This is a genomic window from Phreatobacter sp., assembly GCF_051860605.1.
Taxonomy (GTDB): Bacteria; Pseudomonadota; Alphaproteobacteria; order Rhizobiales; family Phreatobacteraceae; genus Phreatobacter.
In genome coordinates, this window is record NZ_JBHYDR010000018.1 from 18587 (window position 1) to 39722 (window position 21136).

Annotated in this window: 17 protein-coding genes; 6 read left to right on the top strand and 11 right to left on the bottom strand. The window is 68.3% G+C overall.

Annotation, left to right across the window (positions count from 1 at the left end):
* Positions 1 to 5 precede the first annotated feature (5 nt).
* From ACTIFS_RS21285 to ACTIFS_RS21330, 10 genes are all read right to left on the bottom strand, one after another.
* Positions 6 to 1619: a DNA polymerase Y family protein gene (locus ACTIFS_RS21285; protein WP_439576127.1), complete on the bottom strand. Its 1614-nt coding sequence runs from the start codon at positions 1617 to 1619 to the stop codon at positions 6 to 8.
* Complete coding sequence (locus ACTIFS_RS21290) at positions 1504 to 2301, bottom strand: ImuA family protein (RefSeq protein ID WP_439576128.1); 798 nt, start codon at positions 2299 to 2301, stop codon at positions 1504 to 1506. The genes ACTIFS_RS21285 and ACTIFS_RS21290 overlap by 116 nt, the downstream gene beginning before the upstream one ends.
* A 96-nt stretch (positions 2302 to 2397) precedes the next feature.
* Positions 2398 to 4125, bottom strand: a complete 1728-nt coding sequence (araD, locus tag ACTIFS_RS21295) for an L-arabinonate dehydratase (RefSeq protein ID WP_439576129.1) — start codon at positions 4123 to 4125, stop codon at positions 2398 to 2400.
* Between the two features lie 56 nt (positions 4126 to 4181).
* The gene (locus tag ACTIFS_RS21300) at positions 4182 to 4475 is read right to left on the bottom strand and encodes a hypothetical protein (RefSeq protein WP_439576130.1); all 294 of its coding nucleotides are present in this window, start codon (positions 4473 to 4475) and stop codon (positions 4182 to 4184) included.
* Between the two features lie 13 nt (positions 4476 to 4488).
* Positions 4489 to 4956, bottom strand: coding sequence for a nuclear transport factor 2 family protein (locus ACTIFS_RS21305; protein WP_439576131.1), 468 nt, complete (start codon positions 4954 to 4956; stop codon positions 4489 to 4491).
* Position 4957: 1 nt separating this feature from the next.
* Entirely contained in the window at positions 4958 to 6013 is a 1056-nt protein-coding gene (locus ACTIFS_RS21310; protein WP_439576132.1) for a 2-oxoacid:ferredoxin oxidoreductase subunit beta, read from the bottom strand.
* The gene (locus ACTIFS_RS21315; protein WP_439576133.1) at positions 6010 to 7845 is read right to left on the bottom strand and encodes a 2-oxoacid:acceptor oxidoreductase subunit alpha; all 1836 of its coding nucleotides are present in this window, start codon (positions 7843 to 7845) and stop codon (positions 6010 to 6012) included. The genes ACTIFS_RS21310 and ACTIFS_RS21315 overlap by 4 nt, the downstream gene beginning before the upstream one ends.
* Positions 7827 to 9617, bottom strand: a complete 1791-nt coding sequence (locus ACTIFS_RS21320; protein WP_439576134.1) for an FAD-dependent oxidoreductase — start codon at positions 9615 to 9617, stop codon at positions 7827 to 7829. Before ACTIFS_RS21320 ends, ACTIFS_RS21315 begins: the two co-directional genes overlap by 19 nt.
* A gap of 304 nt (positions 9618 to 9921) precedes the next feature.
* Positions 9922 to 12267, bottom strand: coding sequence for an O-linked N-acetylglucosamine transferase family protein (locus ACTIFS_RS21325; RefSeq protein ID WP_439576135.1), 2346 nt, complete (start codon positions 12265 to 12267; stop codon positions 9922 to 9924).
* A gap of 196 nt (positions 12268 to 12463) precedes the next feature.
* Entirely contained in the window at positions 12464 to 13573 is a 1110-nt protein-coding gene (locus ACTIFS_RS21330) for a flagellin N-terminal helical domain-containing protein (RefSeq protein ID WP_439576136.1), read from the bottom strand.
* Positions 13574 to 13844: 271 nt separating this feature from the next.
* On the opposite strand from ACTIFS_RS21330, the gene ACTIFS_RS21335 reads away from it, so the two are divergent.
* The 5 genes from ACTIFS_RS21335 (at position 13845) to ACTIFS_RS21355 (ending at position 19375) form a co-directional block, all read left to right on the top strand.
* Positions 13845 to 14210 (top strand): hypothetical protein, encoded by a 366-nt coding sequence (locus ACTIFS_RS21335; RefSeq protein ID WP_439576137.1) that lies wholly within the window; start codon positions 13845 to 13847, stop codon positions 14208 to 14210.
* Between the two features lie 99 nt (positions 14211 to 14309).
* Positions 14310 to 15116, top strand: a complete 807-nt coding sequence (rfbF, locus tag ACTIFS_RS21340) for a glucose-1-phosphate cytidylyltransferase (RefSeq protein ID WP_439576138.1) — start codon at positions 14310 to 14312, stop codon at positions 15114 to 15116.
* 8 nt (positions 15117 to 15124) lie between these two features.
* Positions 15125 to 17326, top strand: a complete 2202-nt coding sequence (locus tag ACTIFS_RS21345) for a DegT/DnrJ/EryC1/StrS family aminotransferase (RefSeq protein WP_439576139.1) — start codon at positions 15125 to 15127, stop codon at positions 17324 to 17326.
* A gap of 13 nt (positions 17327 to 17339) precedes the next feature.
* Positions 17340 to 18590, top strand: a complete 1251-nt coding sequence (locus tag ACTIFS_RS21350; RefSeq protein ID WP_439576140.1) for a glycosyltransferase family 2 protein — start codon at positions 17340 to 17342, stop codon at positions 18588 to 18590.
* An 11-nt stretch (positions 18591 to 18601) separates the two neighbouring features.
* Positions 18602 to 19375, top strand: a complete 774-nt coding sequence (locus ACTIFS_RS21355) for a hypothetical protein (RefSeq protein WP_439576141.1) — start codon at positions 18602 to 18604, stop codon at positions 19373 to 19375.
* Between the two features lie 24 nt (positions 19376 to 19399).
* Here the strand turns inward: ACTIFS_RS21355 and ACTIFS_RS21360 are convergent, their stop codons facing one another.
* Positions 19400 to 20344, bottom strand: coding sequence for an OmpA family protein (locus ACTIFS_RS21360; RefSeq protein WP_439576142.1), 945 nt, complete (start codon positions 20342 to 20344; stop codon positions 19400 to 19402).
* A 210-nt stretch (positions 20345 to 20554) separates the two neighbouring features.
* Here ACTIFS_RS21360 and ACTIFS_RS21365 point away from each other — a divergent pair.
* Positions 20555 to 21136, top strand: a 582-nt coding sequence (locus tag ACTIFS_RS21365; RefSeq protein ID WP_439576143.1) for a hypothetical protein, incomplete at its 3' end; no start/stop codon positions are given.

A 21136-nucleotide genomic window follows, 5' to 3' on the forward strand; every position in this document is an offset into this window, starting at 1 on the left:
TGTCCTCACGCAAACAGCCCGTGCAGGAACCAGCGCGGCTCGCCGGCCTCGCGGCCGTAGAGCCCCTCGCGGAACAGCCAGAAGCGCCGGCCCTCGCTGTCCTCGACGCGGTAATAGTCGCGCGTCGGGGCGCCGCCGGCCTGGCGCCACCATTCGGCGGCGACGCGCTCGGGCCCCTCGGCATGGGCGACCTCGTGCAGGATGCGCCGCCAGCGGAAGCGGATGGGCGGGCCATCCGGCACCTCCGCCAGGGTCTCCACCGGCTGGGGCGGATCGAACAGGCCGAGCGGGCGGGCCGGCGGCTCGCCGGGTTCGCAGACGGGCCAGACCTCGGCCGTCGCCAGACCGCCTGCCGCCAGACCACTTGCCACCATGCCGCCGCGCCCCATGCCGCCCGGCGCGGGCACCACGAAGCCGGCCCGCTCGGGAATGTGCGACGAACGGGCGGCAAAGCGCAGCACCCGTTCGCGGCCGAACCGGGCAACGAGTCTGTCGACCAGCGCGGCCGTTTCCTCCTCGGCGACCCGGTTGGTGTCGAAGCTCTCCTGCCGCACCTCGAAGGGCTCGGCATGCAGCACCGAGAAGCGCACGAGGTCGAAGCCGAAGCCCGGATCGAGGGGATCGTCCAGGGCGGCAAGCTTCTCCCGGTAGAGCCGCATCAGCACATCGACATCGCGCACCGGGCGGCCGGTCTCCGCCGCGATATGGCGCACAGCGCCGTCGGTGCGGAAAAAGCTCGCCTCGAAGCGGCGGCCCCCCTGCCCGCGCTCCTCGAGCAGCAAGCCGGCGCGACCGGCCAGCAGGCGCAGCGCGGCGAGGAAATCGGCCTCGCGCGCGACCGGCTCGGCAAAGCGCCGCTCCACGAGGCAGGCCGGCACCGGCCGGCGCGGCGACAGGCGCAGGTCCTCATGGCCGGCAAGGCGCCTGAGCTTTGCCGCCAGCACCTCGCCGAAGCGGCTGGACAAGAGGACCGAGGGCCGGTCCAGCAAGGCGCCAACCGTCTTCAGTCCCGCGCGCGACAGGGCGAGCACCGTCTCGGATCCACATTCGAGCGCCGCCACCGGCAGCGGTCGCACCGCCTGTTCCTCAGCCCCCGGCGGCACGATGGCGGGGGCGCCGAAGCGGGCAAGGGATCGAGCCGCATCCGGCGTACCGGCAATGGCGGAACGGGCGGTGAGGCCGATGGCCGCGAGGCGGCTTGCCAGATCGTCGCGCAGGGCCTGTTCGCCGCCGAACAGATGGGCGCAGCCGCTGATGTCGAGGACGAGGCCGTGCGGCCGGTCGAGGGCCACCAGCGGCGTGTAGCGGTCGGCGGCGTCTGCCAGCCGCCCGAGGAAAGCCTCGTCGGCGGCCGGATCGGCATCGGCCACGACAAGGGCCGGCACGCGCGCGCGCGCATCCGCAAGCGTCAGGCCGGTGGCAAGACCAAGCGCCAGCGCACGCGGATCGGCGGCCGCAAGGCGCAGGGCACCGCGGTGCTTCTCCACCAGGACGAGCGGGGCCTCATCCGGCGCGGCGGATGACGGTGCCCGCGCCTGTCGGCGGAGCCGCTCGGTGGGCAGGAACGGCAGGAACAGCGCGAGATAGCGCCGCCCCGGTGCGGAAGCAGCATCGGTCACGGTCCCACTCCAGAAACCAGTCCTGCGGCGGCAGGCCACCGCGATGACGCAACAGGGTGACGGCGAAGGCGGGAGATCCCGGCGCCCCGGCAGCAAGCGGGCGCGACAGTCTCGCCCTCACCTGCCAGCGCGAAACGGCCGCGCTTGGCACCGGCCGGCCGGCGGGACGGGTCATGAGGGTGGTGACGCCGGCCGCATCGGCAGCCAGACCCAGGCGCCGCGAGGCGGTGAGGTCGAGGAGCGCCGGCATGCCCCAGGCCTCCACCACCAGAGCCCCGAGGGCGGCTGTATGGGCAGCCTCCAGCGCGGCCCTGAGCACGGCCTCGGCATTGCGCGCACGCACCAGCACGAGGCGGCCGGGATCGAGGCCGAGTTCGGCAACGCCCGGCCCGTAGGGCATGCCCGCCTCGCCGTCGAGCATGTCCTGCCGCACCCAGACCACCGGCCCGCTGCCGGCGGCCCGGGACGCAAGGCCAAGGGCGAAGCCGGTCGATGCCGGGATGTCGCCATCCCCCGCGGCAAAGACCTCGTGCAGCCCGCCACGCGCAAGCCCGCCGCCAAGCGGGCCGTCAATCTCGGGCGCACCGAGCGGAAAGGGCGTCGCCGCGCCGGACAGGGAACCGTGCCCGGACGGGGCAAGGCTCTGCCGGAGCGTGGCCAGGATGTCCCGGGTGTCACGCATGATGTTCCTGTTATGTTCCTATCGATAGGACGCCCTGCCGGCGAGAGTCAAGCGCCCCGGTGGCAGGACCCGTCGCGGCGGCGGCGACCTTCGGTGTCAGTGGATTTCCGGCTCGGGAATTTTCGCCGTGCCTTCGAGGAAATCGAAGTCGCAGCCCAGATCGGCCTGGCGGATATGGGCGGCCGACATCTTGCCGTAGCCGCGCGGGTAGTCGCGGTCGGGCGGTGTCCAGGCGGCGATACGCTGGGCGATCTCCGCCTCGGTCAGATTGACCGAGATGGAGCGGGCCTCGACATCGACGCTGATCAGGTCGCCGGTCTGCACGGCTGCCAGCGGACCGCGCACATAGCTCTCCGGCGCCACATGCAGCACGCAGGCGCCATAGCTGGTGCCGGACATGCGGGCATCGGAGACGCGCAGCATATCGCGGACGCCCTGCTTCAGGAGCTTCTTCGGGATCGGCAGCATGCCCCATTCCGGCATGCCCGGCCCGCCGACAGGCCCCGAGTTCTTGAGCACCATGACGTGGTCGGCGGTGACGTCGAGGCTCTCGTCGTTCACCGCCTTCATCATGTCGTCGTAGGTCTCGAAGGCGAGGGCCGGTCCGGTATGCCTGAGAAGCCGCGGCTCGGCGGCAGACGGCTTGATGACGCAGCCGCCGGGGGCGAGATTGCCGCGCAGCACGGCCAGCCCGTTGGCCGTCGAGACAGGCCGGTCGAGCGGGCGGATGACGTCGTCGTTATAGACCTGTGCCAGTTCGATCATGCGGCCGAGTGGCTCGCCCGAGACGGTCATGGCGTCGGTATGCAGGAGACCCTTCAACTGCTTCAGCAGCGCCGGCAGGCCACCGGCATAGAAGAAATCCTCCATCAGGAAGTCACCGGAGGGCCTGAGATTGGCAATCACCGGCACCTTGCGCGAGAAGGCATCGAAATCATCGGGGGTCAGCGGCACGCCGGCCCGGCCGGCCATGGCGATGAGATGGATGATGGCATTGGTGGAGCCGGCCACCGCCATGTGCAGGATCAGCGCATTCTCGAAGCTCTTGCGGGTGAGGATCTGGTCCGGCGTCAGGTCGTCCCAGACCATCTGCACGACGCGCCGGCCGGCCATGGCCGCCATGCGCGGGTGGGAGGCGTCCGCCGCGGGGATGGCGGAAGCGCCGGGAAGGGTGAGGCCGAGCACCTCGGCATGGCTCATCATGGTGGCGGCCGTTCCCATCACCATGCAGGTGCCATAGCTGCGGGCGATGCCGTTCTCCATGTCGTTCCACTGCGCCTCGGTGATGTTCCCTGCTTCCTTCTCGGCCCAGTATTTCCAGACATCCGCGCCCGACCCCAGCACCTTGCCGGCCCAGTTGCCGCGCAGCATGGGGCCGGCCGGCACGAAGATGAACGGCAGGCCGGCACTCGTTGCGCCCATGACGAGAGCGGGCGTGGACTTGTCGCAGCCCCCCAGCAGCACCACGCCGTCGAGCGGGTGGGAGCGGATCGATTCCTCCGTCTCCATCGCCAGGAAGTTGCGGTAGAGCATGGTGGTGGGCTTCTGGTACTGCTCGGACACCGACATGACCGGGATTTCGACCGGGAAGCCGCCGGCAGCCCAGACCCCGCGCTTCACGGCATCGGCGCGGTCGCGCAGGTGCGTGTGGCAGGGGTTCACATCCGACCAAGTGTTGATGATGCCGATCACCGGCTTGCCCATGAACTCCTCGTGGGCATAGCCCATCTGGAGCGTGCGCGAACGGTGCCCGAACGAGCGCATGTCGGTGGTGCCGAACCAACGGTAGCTCCGCAGGTCCTGCGGCTTCTTCTTGGTGGACATGGCGTTTCCCTGGACGTCTTGCTGCAGTTTATCCGGCGCGGGCCGGGCCTTCTCCGCTATTCGGCGGCGACGGCTCCCGGCAACACGCCCCAGCCGGCCATGGCACCGCGCAGTTCGGCGCGCTCGGCGGCATTGAGGACGGGCAGGCCGGGCAGCCGGACCGGACCCATCCGGAAGCCTAGCAGGGCCATCGCTTCCTTGACCACGGTCACATTGGCGCCGTTGCCATGGCGCTCACGCATGGTCTCGAACGTGGCGATATCGGCGACCGCATCGGGGAGAACTCGCCCGCATTTCCGGCCGGGACGATGCTCCAGGAAGGCGGCCTGCCGCTGGCCGGGGCTGGACATCGGTCCCGCACCCTCAGGCAATGTGGCCGGCCATTTCCTCCCGGCCCTTCAGTTCATCACCCTGTCGCTTCAGGATCTTGGCGATGCGCTCCGGCGCGAAGCCGAGATCGACAAAGGCCGGTCCCGTATTCGCGACCTCGCGGTACTCGGCGATCTGCCCGCCCTTGATCCGCATGATGGCGACGCCCTCGAACATCGCGCGGCCGCCCCCGGCCTCGGGCAGCTTGGAGCGATAGGAGAAGGTGTAGCGGGCGTAGAGGACGCGGCCGTCCGTGACCGGATCGTGCATGTCCCAGCGGAAGTCATCCGCCGTCCGGTAGAACCAGTCGTCGATCAGCGCGGCGATCCGCTCCCGGCCCTCGAAGGCACCGTAGAAGGCGTCGTGATAGACGCCGTCCTCGGTGAACAGGGCGGCGAGCGCCTTCCCGTCGTGGCGCGCCACCGCCGCGCAGAACTCCTTCAGCACTCCGTCGACGTCCATCTCAGCGCAGGCCCTGGTTGATCTTCGCCAGAGCGGCGGCGCCCGGCACGATGTCCCGGTCCGCAAGGGCATTCAGCGGTTTCGGCGTGGTACCGAGGCGCGCATGCATGTCGGTCGGTTCGTCATCGAGGAAGATGAGGCCGGTGGCGATCTCGCCGGAGGCAGCCAGCCGGTTCAGGTGATTGATGGCCCCCGCCGGGTCGCGGATGTCGTAGTCGGAGGCAAGCTTGCGCAGCCGGATCGTCGACCCGTCGTGCAGCTTCACCTCCTGGACCGTGCCCTCGGCATATTCGGTGGTGATCGGCGCGCGCGTCGTGATGAAGTCCAGCCGGTTGAGCGCCGCATTATGAGCCCGGACATAGTCGAAGCTCTTGGTCGAGCCTTCATGATTGTTGAAGGCGACGCAGGGCGAGATGCAGTCGATGAAGGCCGCGCCCGGATGTTCCAGCGCCGCCTTGATCAGCGGCACGAGCTGGTCCTTGTCGCCCGAGAACGAGCGACCCACGAAGGTGGCGCCCAGTTGCAGCGCCATGGCGACGAGATCGATGGGCGAATCCGGATTGGCGACGCCCTTCTTGCTTTTGGAACCCCTGTCGGAGGTCGCCGAGAACTGGCCCTTGGTGAGGCCATAGACCCCGTTGTTCTCGACGATATAGACCATGTTCACGGCCCGGCGGATGGCATGGGCGAACTGGCCGAAGCCGATGGAGGCCGAGTCCCCGTCGCCAGATACGCCGAGATAGATGAGATCGCGGTTGGCAAGGTTGGCACCCGTGAGCACCGAGGGCATGCGCCCGTGCACGGAGTTGAACCCGTGGCTCTGCCCGAGGAAATAGGTTGGCGTCTTGGACGAGCAGCCGATACCGGACAGCTTGGCGATGCGGTGCGGCGGCAGCGACAGCTCGTAACAGGCGCGCATGATCGCCGAGGAGATCGAGTCGTGGCCGCAGCCGGCGCAGAGCGTCGAGATGGCGCCTTCATAGTCCCGGTGGGTGAAGCCGAGATCATTGGCCTCGAGCTCGGGGTGGTGAAACTTCGGCTTGGCAAGATAGGTCATGACAGGGCCTCGCGGCGGGCAGGCGGGCTGATGCTGATCGCCTTGTCGGCGATGGCCTTGACGATGAAGCGGGCGGTGATCGGCGTGCCGTCATAATGCAGCACCGGCACGAGCTGGGCCGGATCGATGCCGCATTCGGCGAGCAGCAGCGTGCGAAGCTGGGCATCGCGGTTCTGCTCCACCACGAAGACCTGCTCGTGGTCGGCGATGAAATCCGTCACCTCGGGGCCGAAGGGAAAGCCCCGGACCCTCAGCGCATCGACATGGACATTCTGGCTGCCGAGCGTCTTCAGCGCCTCGTCCATGGCGAGTGCGGTCGAGCCGTAGTGGATGATGCCGAGCCGGGTCGCCTTGGCGGCCTTTTGCACGACCGGTGCCGGAACCAGCTTCCTGGCCGTGTCGAACTTCTGCAGCAGGCGCTCCATGTTGTCGACATAAGGCCCGCCCTCCTCGGTGTAGCGGGCCTGCCGGTCGCGCGAGGTGCCGCGGGTGAAGAAGGCGCCCCGCGTGGGGTGGGTGCCGGGATAGGTGCGGTAGGGAATGCCGTCGCCGTCGACATCGGTGTAGCGGCCGAAGTCCCGGCCCGCCTCCAGTTCCTCGGCGGTCATCACCTTGCCGCGGTCGAGCGCGCGGGCATCATCCCACGCGAAGGGCGCGCAAAGGTGCTGGTTCATGCCGATATCGAGATCGAGCATGACGAAGATGGGCGTCTGGAGCCGGTCGGCCAGATCGAAGGCGGAGGCTGCGAAACCGAACGCTTCCTTCGGATCGCTGGGGAACAGCATGACGTGCTTGGTATCGCCATGCGAGGCATAGGCGCAGAGCAGCAGGTCCGACTGCTGCGTGCGGGTCGGCATGCCGGTGGAGGGGCCGCCGCGCTGCACATTGAACACCACAGAGGGAATCTCGGCGAAATAGGCGAGGCCAAGGAACTCCTGCATCAGCGAGATGCCCGGACCGGATGTGGCGGTGAAGGCGCGCGCGCCGTTCCAGCCGGCTCCGATGACCATACCGATGGAGGCGAGTTCGTCCTCGGCCTGCACGATGGCGTAACGCTTCTCGCCGGTTGCCGGATCGGTGCGCAGGCGCTGGCAATAGCGCTCGAAGGCTTCCGCGAGAGAGGTCGAGGGCGTGATCGGATACCAGGCGCAGACGGTCGCCCCGCCATAGACGGCGCCAAGGCCGGCGGCGGCATTGCCCTCCACGAAGATGCGGTCGCCGATCGCATCGGCGCGGGTGATCCTCAGGCCGATCGGGCAGGAGAAGTGCGCGCGCGCATAGTCGAAGCCCAGATGCAGCGCCTCGCGATTGGGGGCGATCAGCTTGTCCTTGCCGCGGAACTGCTCGGCGATCAGCGCCTCCACGACACCGGGCTCGATGTCGAGCAGGGCCGCGAGCGCGCCGACATAGATGATGTTCTTGAACAGCTGGCGCTGTCGCGGATCCGAATAGGTCCGGTTGGTGATGTCGGTCAGCGGCATGCCGATCACCACCACGTCGTCGCGGAACTTCGAGGCCGGCATCGGCCGCGAGGAATCGTAGAACAGGTAGCCGCCGGGCTCGATCGACGCGACGTCCTTGTCCCAGGTCTGCGGGTTCATCGCCACCATCAGGTCGACGCCGCCGCGCGCGCCACGATGGCCCGCCTCGGTGACGCGCACCTCGTACCAGGTCGGCAGGCCCTGGATGTTGGAGGGAAAGATGTTGCGCGCGGCGATCGGCACGCCCATCCGCATGATCGAACGGGCAAACAGGAGGTTGGCGCTTGCCGAGCCGGACCCGTTCACATTGGCGAAACGGACGACGAAGTCATTCACGCTCTCGATCGGCATGCCTCACCCGCGTGTACCATTTCGATGATTGACTTCTGCATGTCCCAGGCGCCGGTCGGGCAGCGCTCCGCACACATGCCGCAATGCAGGCAGACGTCCTCGTCCTTGACCATGACGCGGCCGGTCTTGAGCCCATCCTGCACGTAGAGGTCCTGCTCGAGGTTGCGGGCCGGCGCCTGCAGTCGCGTGCGCAGGTCCTCTTCCTCGCCATCGGCCGTGAAAGTGATGCAATCCATCGGGCAGATGTCGACGCAGGCATCGCACTCGATGCAGAGCTTCGCCTCGAACACGGTCTGCACATCGCAGTTCAGACAGCGCTGGGCTTCGGCAAAGCCGAGCTTCGGGTCGAAGCCGAGTTCGACCTCCTTGCGGATGTCCCTCAGCGCCACCTCATTGGCCACCAGCGGCACCCTGAAGCGCTCGTCGGTGACAATCGCATTGTCATAGGACCATTCGTGGATGCCCATCTTCTGGCTGATGAGGTTCATCAGCGGCGGCGGCCGGTCGGCGACGTCGGCCCCCCGGCAATACGCGTCGATGGAGATCGCCGCATCATGGCCGTGGGCGACGGCCCAGATGATGTTCTTCGGGCCGAAGGCGGCATCCCCGCCGAAAAAGACATGCGGCAGCGTCGACTGGAACGTCTTCTCGCCCAGCACCGGAAGGCCCCAGCGGTCGAAGGCGATGCCGGCATCCTTCTCGATCCACGGAAAGGCATTCTCCTGTCCCACCGCCACCAGCACGTCGTCGCAGGCGACGAATTCGTCCGGCTCGCCGGTCGGCACCAGGCTGCGCCGGCCCTTGTCGTCATAGACGGCCCTGACCTTCTCGAAGGTCATGCCGGTCAGGCGGCCGTTCTCGTGCTCGAAGGTCTTCGGCACCATGAAGTTGAGGATGGGGATGCCCTCGTGCATGGCGTCCTCCTTCTCCCAGGGAGACGCCTTCATCTCCTCGAAGCCGGAGCGGACGATGACCTTCACGTCCTCGCCGCCCAGCCGGCGCGACGAGCGGCAGCAATCCATGGCCGTGTTGCCACCGCCCAGCACGATCACCCGCCGGCCGATGGCGGTGATATGGCCGAAGGCGACGGAGGCGAGCCAGTCGATGCCGATATGGATGTTGGCGGCGGCCTCCTGCCGGCCGGGCAGGTCGAGGTCGCGGCCACGCGGGGCGCCGGTCCCGACGAAGATCGCGTCATAGCCTTCGGCCAGCAGCCGCTTCATGCTGTCGATGCGATGACCGCTGCGAAACGTCACGCCGGTGTTCAGGACGAAGCCGATCTCCTCGTCGATCACGCTGTCGGGCAGGCGGAACTTCGGGATCTGCGAGCGCATGAAGCCGCCCGCCTGCTTCTCGCTGTCGAAGACGGTCACCTCGTAGCCGAGCGGGGCGAGGTCGCGGGCAACCGTCAGCGAGGCGGGACCCGCACCGATGCAGGCGATGCGCTTGCCGTTCGTCTTTGCGACGGGACCCGGCATGTAGGCGGAAACGTCACTCTTGTAGTCGGCGGCGACCCGCTTCAGCCGGCAGATGGCGACCGGTTCGTCCTCGACCCGTCCACGCCGGCAGGCCGGCTCGCAGGGCCGGTCGCAGGTCCGCCCCAGGATGCCGGGAAAGACGTTGGACTTCCAGTTGATCAGATAGGCGCCGGTATAGTCCCCGGCCGCGATGCGGCGGATATATTCGGGAACCGGCGTATGGGCCGGGCAGGCCCACTGACAATCGACAACTTTATGAAAGTACTGCGGATCAGCGATATCGGTCGGCTTCACTCCATCCTCCCCGTGGTGCGACGGGGCCCGAATGGCGACGCGTCCGAAAGGACAAACCGGTCTCGAGGCCGCAGGGCAGCCTCAGGCCGGGGGCACCGTCGCGGCCGGCTGAGCCGGTTCTCTTTCTTGGAACAAGTCTGAACAGAAAAGTGGCGACGTGTCGATCATTTCACACGTCTTTTCATTGATTTCGCAGCCCTGCCATCAGATTTTCGCGAGGGTGCGGCGCATCAATCGCGCTGCCCTGCAGCATCCGAACAGCACATATCGAAGCCGAGTGGACCGGTTCGCTCCACCCCGGGCATCAGGACGCTTCCGCAAGCGCCTCGGGCGAACGCATCGCCGGCACGTCGAAATGGCGCGGGGCCTCGCCGCTCCGCCAGATGTCCACCATGGTCTCGTAGGCGCCAGCGAGATGGCCGGCGAACCGGACCGGGTCGAACAGCGGCACGTCGAGACGTGTCCGCCCCAGCGTCTCGCGCAGTGCCGCGGACGTGCCCGGGTCGTTGCCGATGGCAATCGCCATGGCGGCATAGGTCTCGAAGGAGGTGGCGACGAGGTGGCCCATGCCCGCCGCCCTCAGGACGCTGCCCGAGACCCTTGCGACAAAGGACTGGCCGGCGAGCGCCAGCAGCGGCGCCCCGAACCAGAGGGCGTCGCTGGCGGTGGTGTGAGAGCCGACCGGATAGGTGTCGAGGGCAAGGTCCACAAGACCATAGCGGGCAAGGTGCTGCGCATGCGGCAGCGGCGGGGCAAAGACCAGCCGGTCGGCGGCAATGCCATGGCGCGCGGCGCGCGCGCGCAGACGATCGGCGGTCGTCTCGTCCTTGGCGAGCAGCCACAGGACCGAGCCTGGAACGCCCTTCAGGATGTCCATCCATGCCGCGAACAGCGCGGTATTGACCTTGTAGACCTGGTTGAACGAGGCGAAGACGAAGCCTTCCGGCGGCAGCCCGGCCTCTGCCCGCGAAGGCACCGGCTCCGATGGCCGGTCCCGGCCGTTCGGCTGGTAGCAGTCGGGAAGCCGCACGACCTTTTCGGTGTAGCCGCCTTCGGCGCCGGGCGGGATGATGAAGCCGTCGGCGATGACGTAGTCGACTTCCGGCATGCCATAGGTGCCGGGATAGCCCAGCCAGGCCACCTGGATCGGCGCCAGCCGGTGCTTCAACACGCCGATGCGGGAGCCTCCCGTATAGCCCTTGAGATCGACCAGCACATGGATGCCGTCGCGGCGCACCTGCGCGGCGATCTCCTCGTCGCTCATCTCCGCCACGTCGACGAAACGGTCCATGGCGGCGGCGATGCGCCGGCGGTCCTGGTCCTCGCGCTTGCGGTCGTAGGAATAGGCGGTGAGGCTGAAGCGGGAGCGGTCGGTCGCCTCGATGACCTCGGTCATCAGCTTCAGCGTGGCATGGTTGTGATAGTCGTTGGACAGGTAGCCGATACGGATCGGCCCGTCCTGCGGGCAGGACGGCAGCGCGACCGGACACGGCTCCTCGGGTGCGGGAAACCGGCGCGAGCGACGCGACGCGGTCTCCTTCTGGAGCTGCGGGTCATCGAAGAAGTTCAGCACCATGAAGGGCGACAGGTTGGCCTTCTGCCGCTCCGTGAGCCGGTCCGGCAGGGCAGCGAGGATCGCATCCACCGTGTCGAGATCGGCCAGGTGGGCCGCCGAATGGGCGATGCCGAACGCAATCGGGTGTTCGGCGGGCAGGCGCTCGAGAATGGTCCTGCCGAGTTCGACCACTTCCGCATGGGCCTCGATCTCGTAGAGCAGATCCATCAGGCGGGTCAGCGTGTCGATCCGGGCGCCGGCGGCGCTCGCCAGATCGGCCTGGGCCTTCACCGCGCCAACCTTGTCGTCCATGCCGATGAGCGCGATGATCTTCAGCATCGCGGCCATGTGGTCGTCGCGCACGCGCGCGAGGATCTCGTCGGCCTGTTCGACCGCCTCCGCATTGCGGCCCTCGCGCACGGCCCTCGCCACCTCGTAGAGATGCAGGATGGCGGCGAGGTTCTCCAGCTTGAGACCCAGCGACAGCGCCGAATCCGACACGAAGCCCGCCTGTTCGAAGACCGGGCCCATGGGCAGCCAGACGGCGGCGTCGCTGCCCCTGGCGAAGGCCCTGCGCCCATGCGCCACCGCCGCCGCCCGGTCGTCGCCGGCCAGTGCCAGCATCATGGCCAGCGCGTCGATCTTCGGATGCTCGGCAAGCCCGGCAATGTGATCGACGATCGGGCGGGCGGTCTCGTCATTGCCGGCGCGGACCATGCACCAGGCAAAGCTCAGGAACGCATCGAGGCGGGAGGAATCGGCGCGCGCCAGCCCAAGCCACAGCTGGGCCGCCTGCATGTGGTCGCCATGGGCGAGATGGGCTGCGGCCAGGCGGTCCATGTCCACAGGATCCGCGGTGCCGCTCAGCCGGGCGATATCGTCCGAGGCGGCGTCGAGCGCCGCTTCGGCCCGGTCCTGAAGGTCGCGATGCGCACTGATGCGAGGCTGGGCCATGACGAGTTGCCGCGCGCTCCGCGCCGCAATGGAGGCCTCGCCGCGGATGAGCGCCATCTCGGCGGTGCGGACAGCATGATCGGTGGCGTGGCGCCGCGTGCGGGCGTCCAGCGGCTGCGACCATTCCAGGGCAAGGGACATGCGGCACTCCGCCGTTGCGTGCCGGATCGCCCCACATGCGAAGCAGCGGGCGGCCGGCGGTTAACGCACTCTTGCCGGAGATGGTTAATGCCGCTCTAACGCGCGCGCGGAACCTGAAACGGAAGTTGAAACGGAAAGGGCGGCCCGCGGGCCGCCCTCTGAGGTTTTGGAGGTCTTTTCGGGTTCGTCTGCGATATCAGCGCAGGAACTGCAGGACCTGCTGGTCGCCCTGCGAGGCAAACGACAGGGCCGAGGTGGCGAGCTGCGCGCGGGTGTTGAGCGCGAGCAGGTTGGCACCTTCCTCGTTCTGGTCGGCCAGCGTCAGGTTGTCGGCGCCGCCGCGGAGCGTGTTCATCATGGACTTCGTGAAGTCCTGACGGTTCTGCACGACCGAGAGGTTGGAACCGAAGGCCGAGGACTGCGAGCGGAGCGAACCGAGCGCCGTCGACAGCGTGCCCAGGATCGAGTCGAGCCCGGCATCGGTGTCGGCCACCGAGGTCTGCTGACCGTCGATCTGCAGGTTGGTCGAGGTGACCGGCTTGCCACCCTTGGTCTGGATGGTGATCGAGCTGGAACCCGTCTCGTTGAAGGTGATCGACAGGCTGTCGCCGCGCAGCAGGTTGATACCGTTGAAGGAGGCATCCTCCGCGGTGCGGTCGAGCTGCTGGCGCAGGTCGTTGAACTGCTTGATCAGGTCGGCACGGACCGTGTTGCCACCGACGGCGCTGGTGCCGTTGGTGCCGGTCAGGGCGTCGGCCGCATCCGTCACGGTCAGGTCGGCGGTCGAGAGGTTCTCGATGCGCAGCTTGCCGTTGTCGTTGGAGGCGCGAACCTTGCCGGCCAGATCGGTATTGCCGTTGATCGCCGAGACGACGTCGTCGACGGTCGCGTCGGCGGCGATCGCAACGTCGATGGCAGTGGTGCCGACCGAGCCCCCGTTGAACGAGATCGTGCCGGCCGTCGCCGACGAGGCGAAGGCGTAGCTCTCGCCCTTCCAGGACTTGTCCTGGCGCGCCTGGCGGATGGTCGACTGCAGCGACTCGACGGTCTTGGTGATCGACTTCAGGCCGTTGTCAGCCGCCTCCAGCGTCTTGATGCCGTTGGACATGGAGTCCAGCAGGGCGCCGAGATCGTTGGCACGCGAGTTGAGCGAGGAGGCGGTGAAGAAGTTCGTCGGATTGTCGAGGGCCGAATTGACCTTCTTGCCAGTGGCAAGGCGACCCTGAACGGTCTCGCGCTGCGACGCGATGTTCTGCAGCTGGAGCAGGTTCGAGCGCACGCCGCGGGAGATGGTGATGTCAGACATGTGAGTTCCCTTTCCTAGGGGCCCCTGGTTCTGAGGGGCAGATAGTGACGCCCCCCTTTCCTGGGAGGACCTTCAAATCCTCGAAGGCAACCGGACTTTGGATTTCGCCACTTAAGAAAGACTTTTTTTCAGCAGAGACTTCTGGATGCTCCAATTGATGGTGAACGATTGCTCAATTTATACTGTATTTACAGAAAATTAACCTTGACAAATTACTTACAGACACAGCCCTTCATTGATTCGAAACCATACCCGAGACTGGTCAGGTCCAATGGCTTCAGAGAATTCCGACGCCATCGAGCGAGCAACCGATACCCCCCTCATCAGCGGCCAGTGCAGCTTTGGCGCTGACGGCTGGATTCGCGAGGATGAGGTCGATACGCTCGCCAAGAGTATCGCCTACCAGGTCCAGGAAATACTTCTGAGCGGCTTCGACAGCATCAGTCACGCCGACCTCGCCGCGCGGATCGACGCACTTCTCGATGCCATGCCGAGCGGCAGACCTTTGGTGATCGCGTTGCAGGGCCATCTGTTCGACGGAGACTTCGTCGCGGCAATGCACCGGGCGCTCGACCTGGTCGATCGCGAACATGCGCTGATGGCGGCCGCGCGCGCGCAAGAGGCATCTAGAGCCTGACCGCTTTCGCGGAACAGGACTGCATGCCCGCGCCAGCCGTCTTTACCGGCTGTTTACCATAACCGACCAATGTCGCATCCAGCGCGAAAGGGGCCAGCGATGCGCGTCGTCATTCTTGCCGGAGGGCGCGGCACCCGCATCTCAGAGGAAACCGACGTCAAGCCGAAGCCGATGGTGGATATCGGCGGCCGACCGATCCTCTGGCACATCATGCGCCACTATGCGGCGCAGGGCTTCCACGACTTCGTCATCGCAGCGGGCTACAAGGCCGAGGTCATCAAGCGCTTCTTCCTCGATGAGATCGAGATGGCCGGCGACCTGACGGTCGACAGCCGCCACGGTCGCGTCTCGCGCGCGGGACAGGCCGCCGAGACCTGGCGGGTGCGCATCGTCGACACCGGCCTCGACACCAATACCGGCGGGCGCATCCTGCGCCTGAAGCCGCTGCTTTCTGACGGTCCCTTCCTCGTCACCTATGGCGACGGCGTCTCCAATGTGCCGATCGACAAGGTCATCGCCAGCCACCGCCTGAACGGTTCCCTCGCCACGATCACCGCCGTCCATCCGCCGGCCCGGTTCGGCGGCATCCGCTTCGATGGCGAAGACATTGCCGGCTTCGTCGAGAGGCCACAGATCGGCGAGGGCTGGATCAATGGCGGCTTTGCCGTCTTCGAGCCCGGAGTCTTCGACTATCTGGCACGCGACGGCGATGCCGGCGCGCTCGAGACCAGCCTCTATGAGCGCCTCGCGCGCGAGGGCCGACTTGGCGCCTATCGTCATGACGGTTTCTGGCAGTGCGTCGACACGCTGCGCGAACTGCGCCTGCTGCAGGGCATGTGGGACAGCGGCCGCGCCCCCTGGAAGACATGGATGGATCTGCCCACGACCTCGGTCGAGGCGGCGTGAGGAACCCGATGCGCGTTCTCCTGACCGGCCATGCCGGCTATGTCGGCTCCGTGGCCACCACCGTCCTCGCCGAGGCAGGCCATGAGGTCACCGGCCTCGATACCGGCTTCTTCGCCGATTGCCACACCGAGGGGATGGAGCCGGCCAGTCCGGCAAGAGTGATCGCCCGCGACATCCGTGACATCGGACCAGCCGACCTCGCGGGCTTCGACGCGGTCGTGCATCTGGCGGCACTCTCCAACGATCCGATCGGCGACCTCGACCCGGCATTGACCGGGGCCATCAACCGCGACGCCTCAATCGCTCTCGCGCGCGCGGCGAAGACCGCTGGCGTCACCCGCTTTGTCTTTGCCTCGTCGTGCTCGATCTACGGCGCCGGCGACCCGGAGCGCATGCTCGACGAGACCGCGCCGGTCAATCCGCTCACGCCCTATGCCGCCAGCAAGGTGGAGACCGAACAGGCACTGCTCGCAATGGCTGACGACCGCTTCGCGCCGGTCTTCATGCGCAATGCCACCTGCTATGGCCTCTCGCCGCGGCTGCGCCTCGATCTCGTCCTCAACAATCTGGTTGCCTCGGCACTGGCGACCGGCGAGGTCAGGCTGCTGTCCTCGGGCCTCGCCTGGCGGCCCCTGCTCCATTGCCGCGACATGGCCCGCGTCGCCGCCGCCATGCTGGCAGCGCCCGCCGACCTCATTCGCGGCGAGGCCTTCAATATCGGCCGGAGCGAGGAGAACCACCTCGTCCGCACCATTGCCGCCATCGTCGCCGAGGCCGTTCCGGGCTCGACTGTGACCTTCGGCGCCGGCGACGTCATCGACCCGCGCTCCTACCGGGTGGACTTCTCGAAGTTCCAGGCGGCCTTTCCGGATTTCCGTTTCCTCCACAGCGCCCGCACGGGCGCAAAGGAACTCGCCGCGGCACTTGCCGGCCGTGTCCGTAGCGACGACCTGACCGGCCCGCGCTATATCCGCCTCGCGACGCTCAAGCAGCATATGGCCTCCGGCGTTCTCGATGCGGGCCTGCGCTGGACCGCCGCACGGACCGTTGCCGCTCCCGCTGCCGCGGCCGAGCGGGTTCCGGTCGCCGGCCCGTCCGTCTCCCAACGCGAGGTCGATCTGGTCGCCGACGCCGTGCGCACCGCCTGGTTCGCGGACCACGCCAAATACAACACCCGGTTCGAGCGCCTGGTCGCCGACCGGACCGGCCGCCGCCATGCCATCTCGCTCGCCCATTGCACCTCGGCGATCCACCTGGCGCTGGCCGGCCTCGGCATCGGTCCGGGCGACGAGGTCATCGTGCCCGAATGCACCTGGGTGGCGACCGCCTCGCCCGTCGTTCAGACCGGGGCGACACCCGTGTTCTGCGACATCGACCCGGTCACCTGGTGCCTGTCGCCCGCCTCCTTCCGCGCTGCCATCACGGATCGCACGCGCGCCGCCATCGTCGTCGATCTCTACGGCGGCATGGCCGACTGGACGCGCCTGAAGGCCATCGCCGACGACCATGGCATCGCCCTGATCGAGGATGCGGCCGAGGCCATCGGCTCACGCTATGATGGAAAGCCTGCCGGCTCCTTCGGGCTTGCCTCCGTTTTCTCCTTCCATGGCTCCAAGACGGTGACCACAGGCGAAGGCGGCATGCTGCTGACCGACGACGATGCCCTGGCGGAGCGGGTCAACATCCTGCGTGACCAGGGCCGCCACCCGACCTCGCGGGCACTCATCACCGAGGAGGTCGGCTTCAAGTACCGCATGTCCTCGCTGCAGGCCGCCATGGGCTGCGCCCAGATGGAGCGGCTCGACGAACTCATCGCCATGAAGCGCGCGATCTTCGGCTGGTACCGCGAGGCACTGGAGGGCGTGCCGCACCTGACCCTCAATGCCGAGCCGTCGCGGGTGTTCAACAGCTACTGGATGGTCACGGCGCTGGTCGATCCCGCGCTTGGCCTGATCAAGCAGCAGCTTGCGGCCGAACTCGGCGCCGATGGCATCGACACCCGGCCGTTCTTCTATCCTTTGAGCTGGCAGCCGGCGTTCCGCAGCCAGCCGTCGGCGACCGGCGCCGAAACGCGCAATCCTGTTGCCTATTCCCTCTCCCCCTACGGCATCAACCTGCCGAGCGGCTACAACGTCACCGAGGCCATTGCCCACCGGGTAGCGGCCTCGCTCAGGGCCGCCATTGCCCGCAAGGCCGCAAGGGCCGCCTGAGGAGCGAACCGTCATGGGTGCAAGCCAGGGCCGCATGAGCCCCCTCCCCGCCGCGCCGGCTCTGATTGCGGCCCGGCCGCTGGTGACCGTGGCGCTGCCGACCTATAACCGCGCGCGCTATCTGGATCGCTTCTTCAGCCATCACCTCGAGCAGTTGGAGGCGCAGGGGCTCGATTTCGAGATTCTGGTCTCGGACAATGCCTCCACGGACGAGACGCCGGACATCATCGCCCGCTGGGCGAAGGCCGACCGGCGCATCAGGGCCGTGCGCCAGCCCGAGAATATCGGCGCCTACGGCAATTTCCTCTACTGCTACCGCCAGGGGCGCGGCCAGTTCACGGTCTGGGTCGGTGACGACGACCTGCTGATCCCCGAACGGATGGGCCAGTGCCTGCGGCGCCTCGCCGCCTCGCCGGACATCGTCATGCTGCAGGCGCCCTGGCTGCTCATCGACGAGACACGCGGCGGCGCCTCCAGAGGCACTTTCTATCGCCACCCGCAGGAGGAGCTGTTCGGCTGCGGCGAGCACGCCCGCTGCCTCGACTTCCTGATGAAGCACCATGTCTTTCCCGAATGGTTCATCGTGCGCAGCCAGGCGATGGCCGAGGTCATCGAGGGCGGCAATCCCTTCGTCTTCCACTACTTCGCCCATCTGGCCCGCGCGCTGACCGTGGGCGATGTGCTGTTCACCCCCGAGCCCTTTGCCCGCGTGACGGCCATCTCAAGCGGCGCCAACGAGCATTCCGGCAACAGCGAGACGATGGACGGCTGGGACCGCTTCCGCGGCGGCCTCGAATATTTCGCCTCCTTCGCGCCGCCGCCGCCGGACGAGCAGCCGGCGTTCATTCGCAGGCTGCAGGACTTCACAGCCCGGCGGATGCAGATTGCCGCTGGCCTGCATGTGACGGCGCGCAACTGGAGCCACGCCTACCATCTCGACCGCCGGCTGCGGGCGCATGGCCTCAACGGCTTCGACCCGGAGATGCGCCCGGTGGTCTCGGGTCTTGCCGCCATCGAGGCAATCGTCGCCGAGGCGCGCGCCCAGGCCCGCCGCCTCGTCGTGCTCGACGACATGATCGCCGACGACACGCTGGAAAGCCTCGGTCCCAGGGTCCGCGAGGCCATCATCCGCCGCCGCGACCCGCGCGTGGCAGGTCCGGCGCCAAAAGCCTTCGCGCTCATCAAGCCGCCGCCGGAGGCACTCCTCGGCCCCGACGACATCATCATCGATCTCGCCGCTGCCTTCCGCCGCTGCCCGCCCTGAGGCTGGCGGCCATGGAGATCGTGCTCGCTCCCGACGTCTTCGTCCGCATGCGCGACACGCCCTGGGACGCCAGAGCCTTCGGCCGGCCGACGCGGGACATCACGGACCTCATGCTCGCCTGCGAGACGGGCAACGCCGTGGGGCTCGACGACGATCTGTTCCACCGCCTCGCCGAGCGGCTTGACGCAGACGGCGTCGGCCTCGTCACGGCCCGCCTGCCTGCCGATCGGCGGGCCGCGATCGGCAGGCTGCAGGCCGCCGGCTTCCGCTATGTCGAGACCGCCTACCGGCTCGGCCTGCGCAATCTGGGCCGCTATGAGCCCCCCGCCCGGATCACGCGGCGCGTGGCGCTGCGCGAGGCCGTCGCGGCCGACCATGCGGCCCTGATCGAACAGGCCGCTGACAGCTTTCGATACGGGCGCTTCGCCGAGGACCCGCAGATCGACCCGGCCCTCAACCGGCGGCGCCAGATCGACTGGATGGAGGGACTGCTGGCCGGGCGAGCGCGGGTCTGGGTCGCCGAGGTGGACGGTGGCCCCGGCGCCTTCATGGCGTTTCGTACCGAGGGCGCCGAGGCCGACCTCATTCTGGCCGGAACCCGGCCGAAGCTCGGCATCCTTGCCTATCCGCTCTGGATCGCGGTCATCGACCGGCTGCGGGCCGAGGGCATCGAGCGCGCCCGGACCGTGATCTCGGCCGCCAATCTCGGCGTGGTCAACCTGTACGGCACGCTCGGCTTCCGCTTCGAGGAAGCCCTCGTGGGGCTGCACCTGCACCGGAGCTAGGCCGGCGCAGGTGCATGTCCATGCTCACTGCCGCGGCTGCTGCTGCGACTGATCCTGCTGCTGGCCCTCGGCACCGATCAGGTCGGTGATCCGCCTGACAGTGACGCGACGGTTGTCGCGCGAGGCCCCTTGCGTCTGCACCTTGGGATATTGCGAGCCATAGCCCTGGGTCGTCAGGTTCTCCGGCGGCACGTTGAAGTTCTGGGTCAGGATGGAGGCCACCGACTGGGCGCGCCGGTCGGACAGGGACAGGTTGTCGACATCATTGCCGACCATGTCGGTATGCCCCTCGAGCAGGAAAACCTCCTGCGGATTGGCCTGGATCGCCTGGTTCAGCGCCTGGGCGATGGCGGCAAGGCGCTCCACCTCGTTCGGATTGACCGCCCAGGAGCCGGTGTCAAACGTGATGGTGTTGACATCGACGCTGCGGGTATAGGCGCGAACGGACGGGCTGTAGCGCACCTCGTCGAGCGTGTAGCGGCGCGGCACGCGGGCCACCGGCGGAGCCGTCAGCGCCTCGTAGATCATCTGCGGCGACGCCTCGCCGGCATCGACGACATAGCGCTCGCGCGGCATGCGGACTTCCGGCGGAGGCAGATAGACGATCTGCTCCTCGAAGGTGCGGCCGCGCGGCCGGAACGCGTTGTCGATGAGGACAACCTCGCGCCCGTCCGGATAGCGGCGGATGCGGCGCAGCAATTGTCCATATTCGTCGGTGACGGTGATGACCCGAACCCCGCCCGGGCGCTCGTAGACGGTGACCATCTCGTCGCCACGGCGCTCCGTGCGAACCTGACCGCCGAGGTCACGGAAGCGGGCGGTCTCGTCCTGGCGGATGAAGAAGCCCTCGCCGTCGCGAACGATCGTGCGTCCCGGCTCGTGGATGACGGTCACGCCGTCGTGGGTGAACTCGCGGCGGCGCTGGCGGACGTCGTCGACCCGCTCGGCACGCGCTCCCTGGCTGAGCATGAAGCCGCCGACGAGGCCGGCTCCGACCCCGAGGGCTGCGGCCCCGGCAGGGCCGATGCGTGAGCCGCGGCGCTGCTCAGGCGGGCCGGACGGCGGCTGCTGGCCGCCGGCGAAGCCGGGACGCTGTCCGGCACCCGGCTGGCCAGGCTGCTGCGGCTGCGCGAAGCCAGGCTGGCCGGGCCCACCCGGCGGACGCTGGCCGAAGCCGGGTTGACCGGGGGCGCCCGGCTGGCCCGGGAAGCCGGGTTGTCCGGCGACCGGCGGGCGGACCTGGCCGGGCTGTCCGGCCGGCGGCTGCGCGAAGCCGGGAGCGGGCGGCTGGCCGGGACGCTGGATGCCGGGCGGGATCGGCGGCTGTCCGGCGACCGGCGGGCGCACCTGACCGGGTTGCCCGGGCGGGGGCTGGGCAATACCGGGAGCCGGGGGCTGGCCGGGACGCTGGATCTGACCGGGAAGCGGCGGCTGGCCCGCGACCGGCGGGCGGCCGGGCGTGCCGGGCTGACCGGCGGGAGGCTGGGCAACGCCCGACGCCGGCGGCTGACCGGGACGCTGCGGCTGGCCCGCAACCGGCGGCTGGCCGGGACGCTGCTGGCCGAAAGCCGGACGACCCGGCGCGCCGGGTTGGCCGGCGGGAGGCTGAGCAACGCCCGGAGCCGGGGGCTGGCCGGGACGCTGAGGCTGGCCCGCAACCGGCGGACGGCCCGGCGTGCCGGGTTGACCGGCGGGAGGCTGGGCAACGCCCGACGCCGGCGGCTGACCGGGACGCTGCGGCTGGCCCGCAACCGGCGGCTG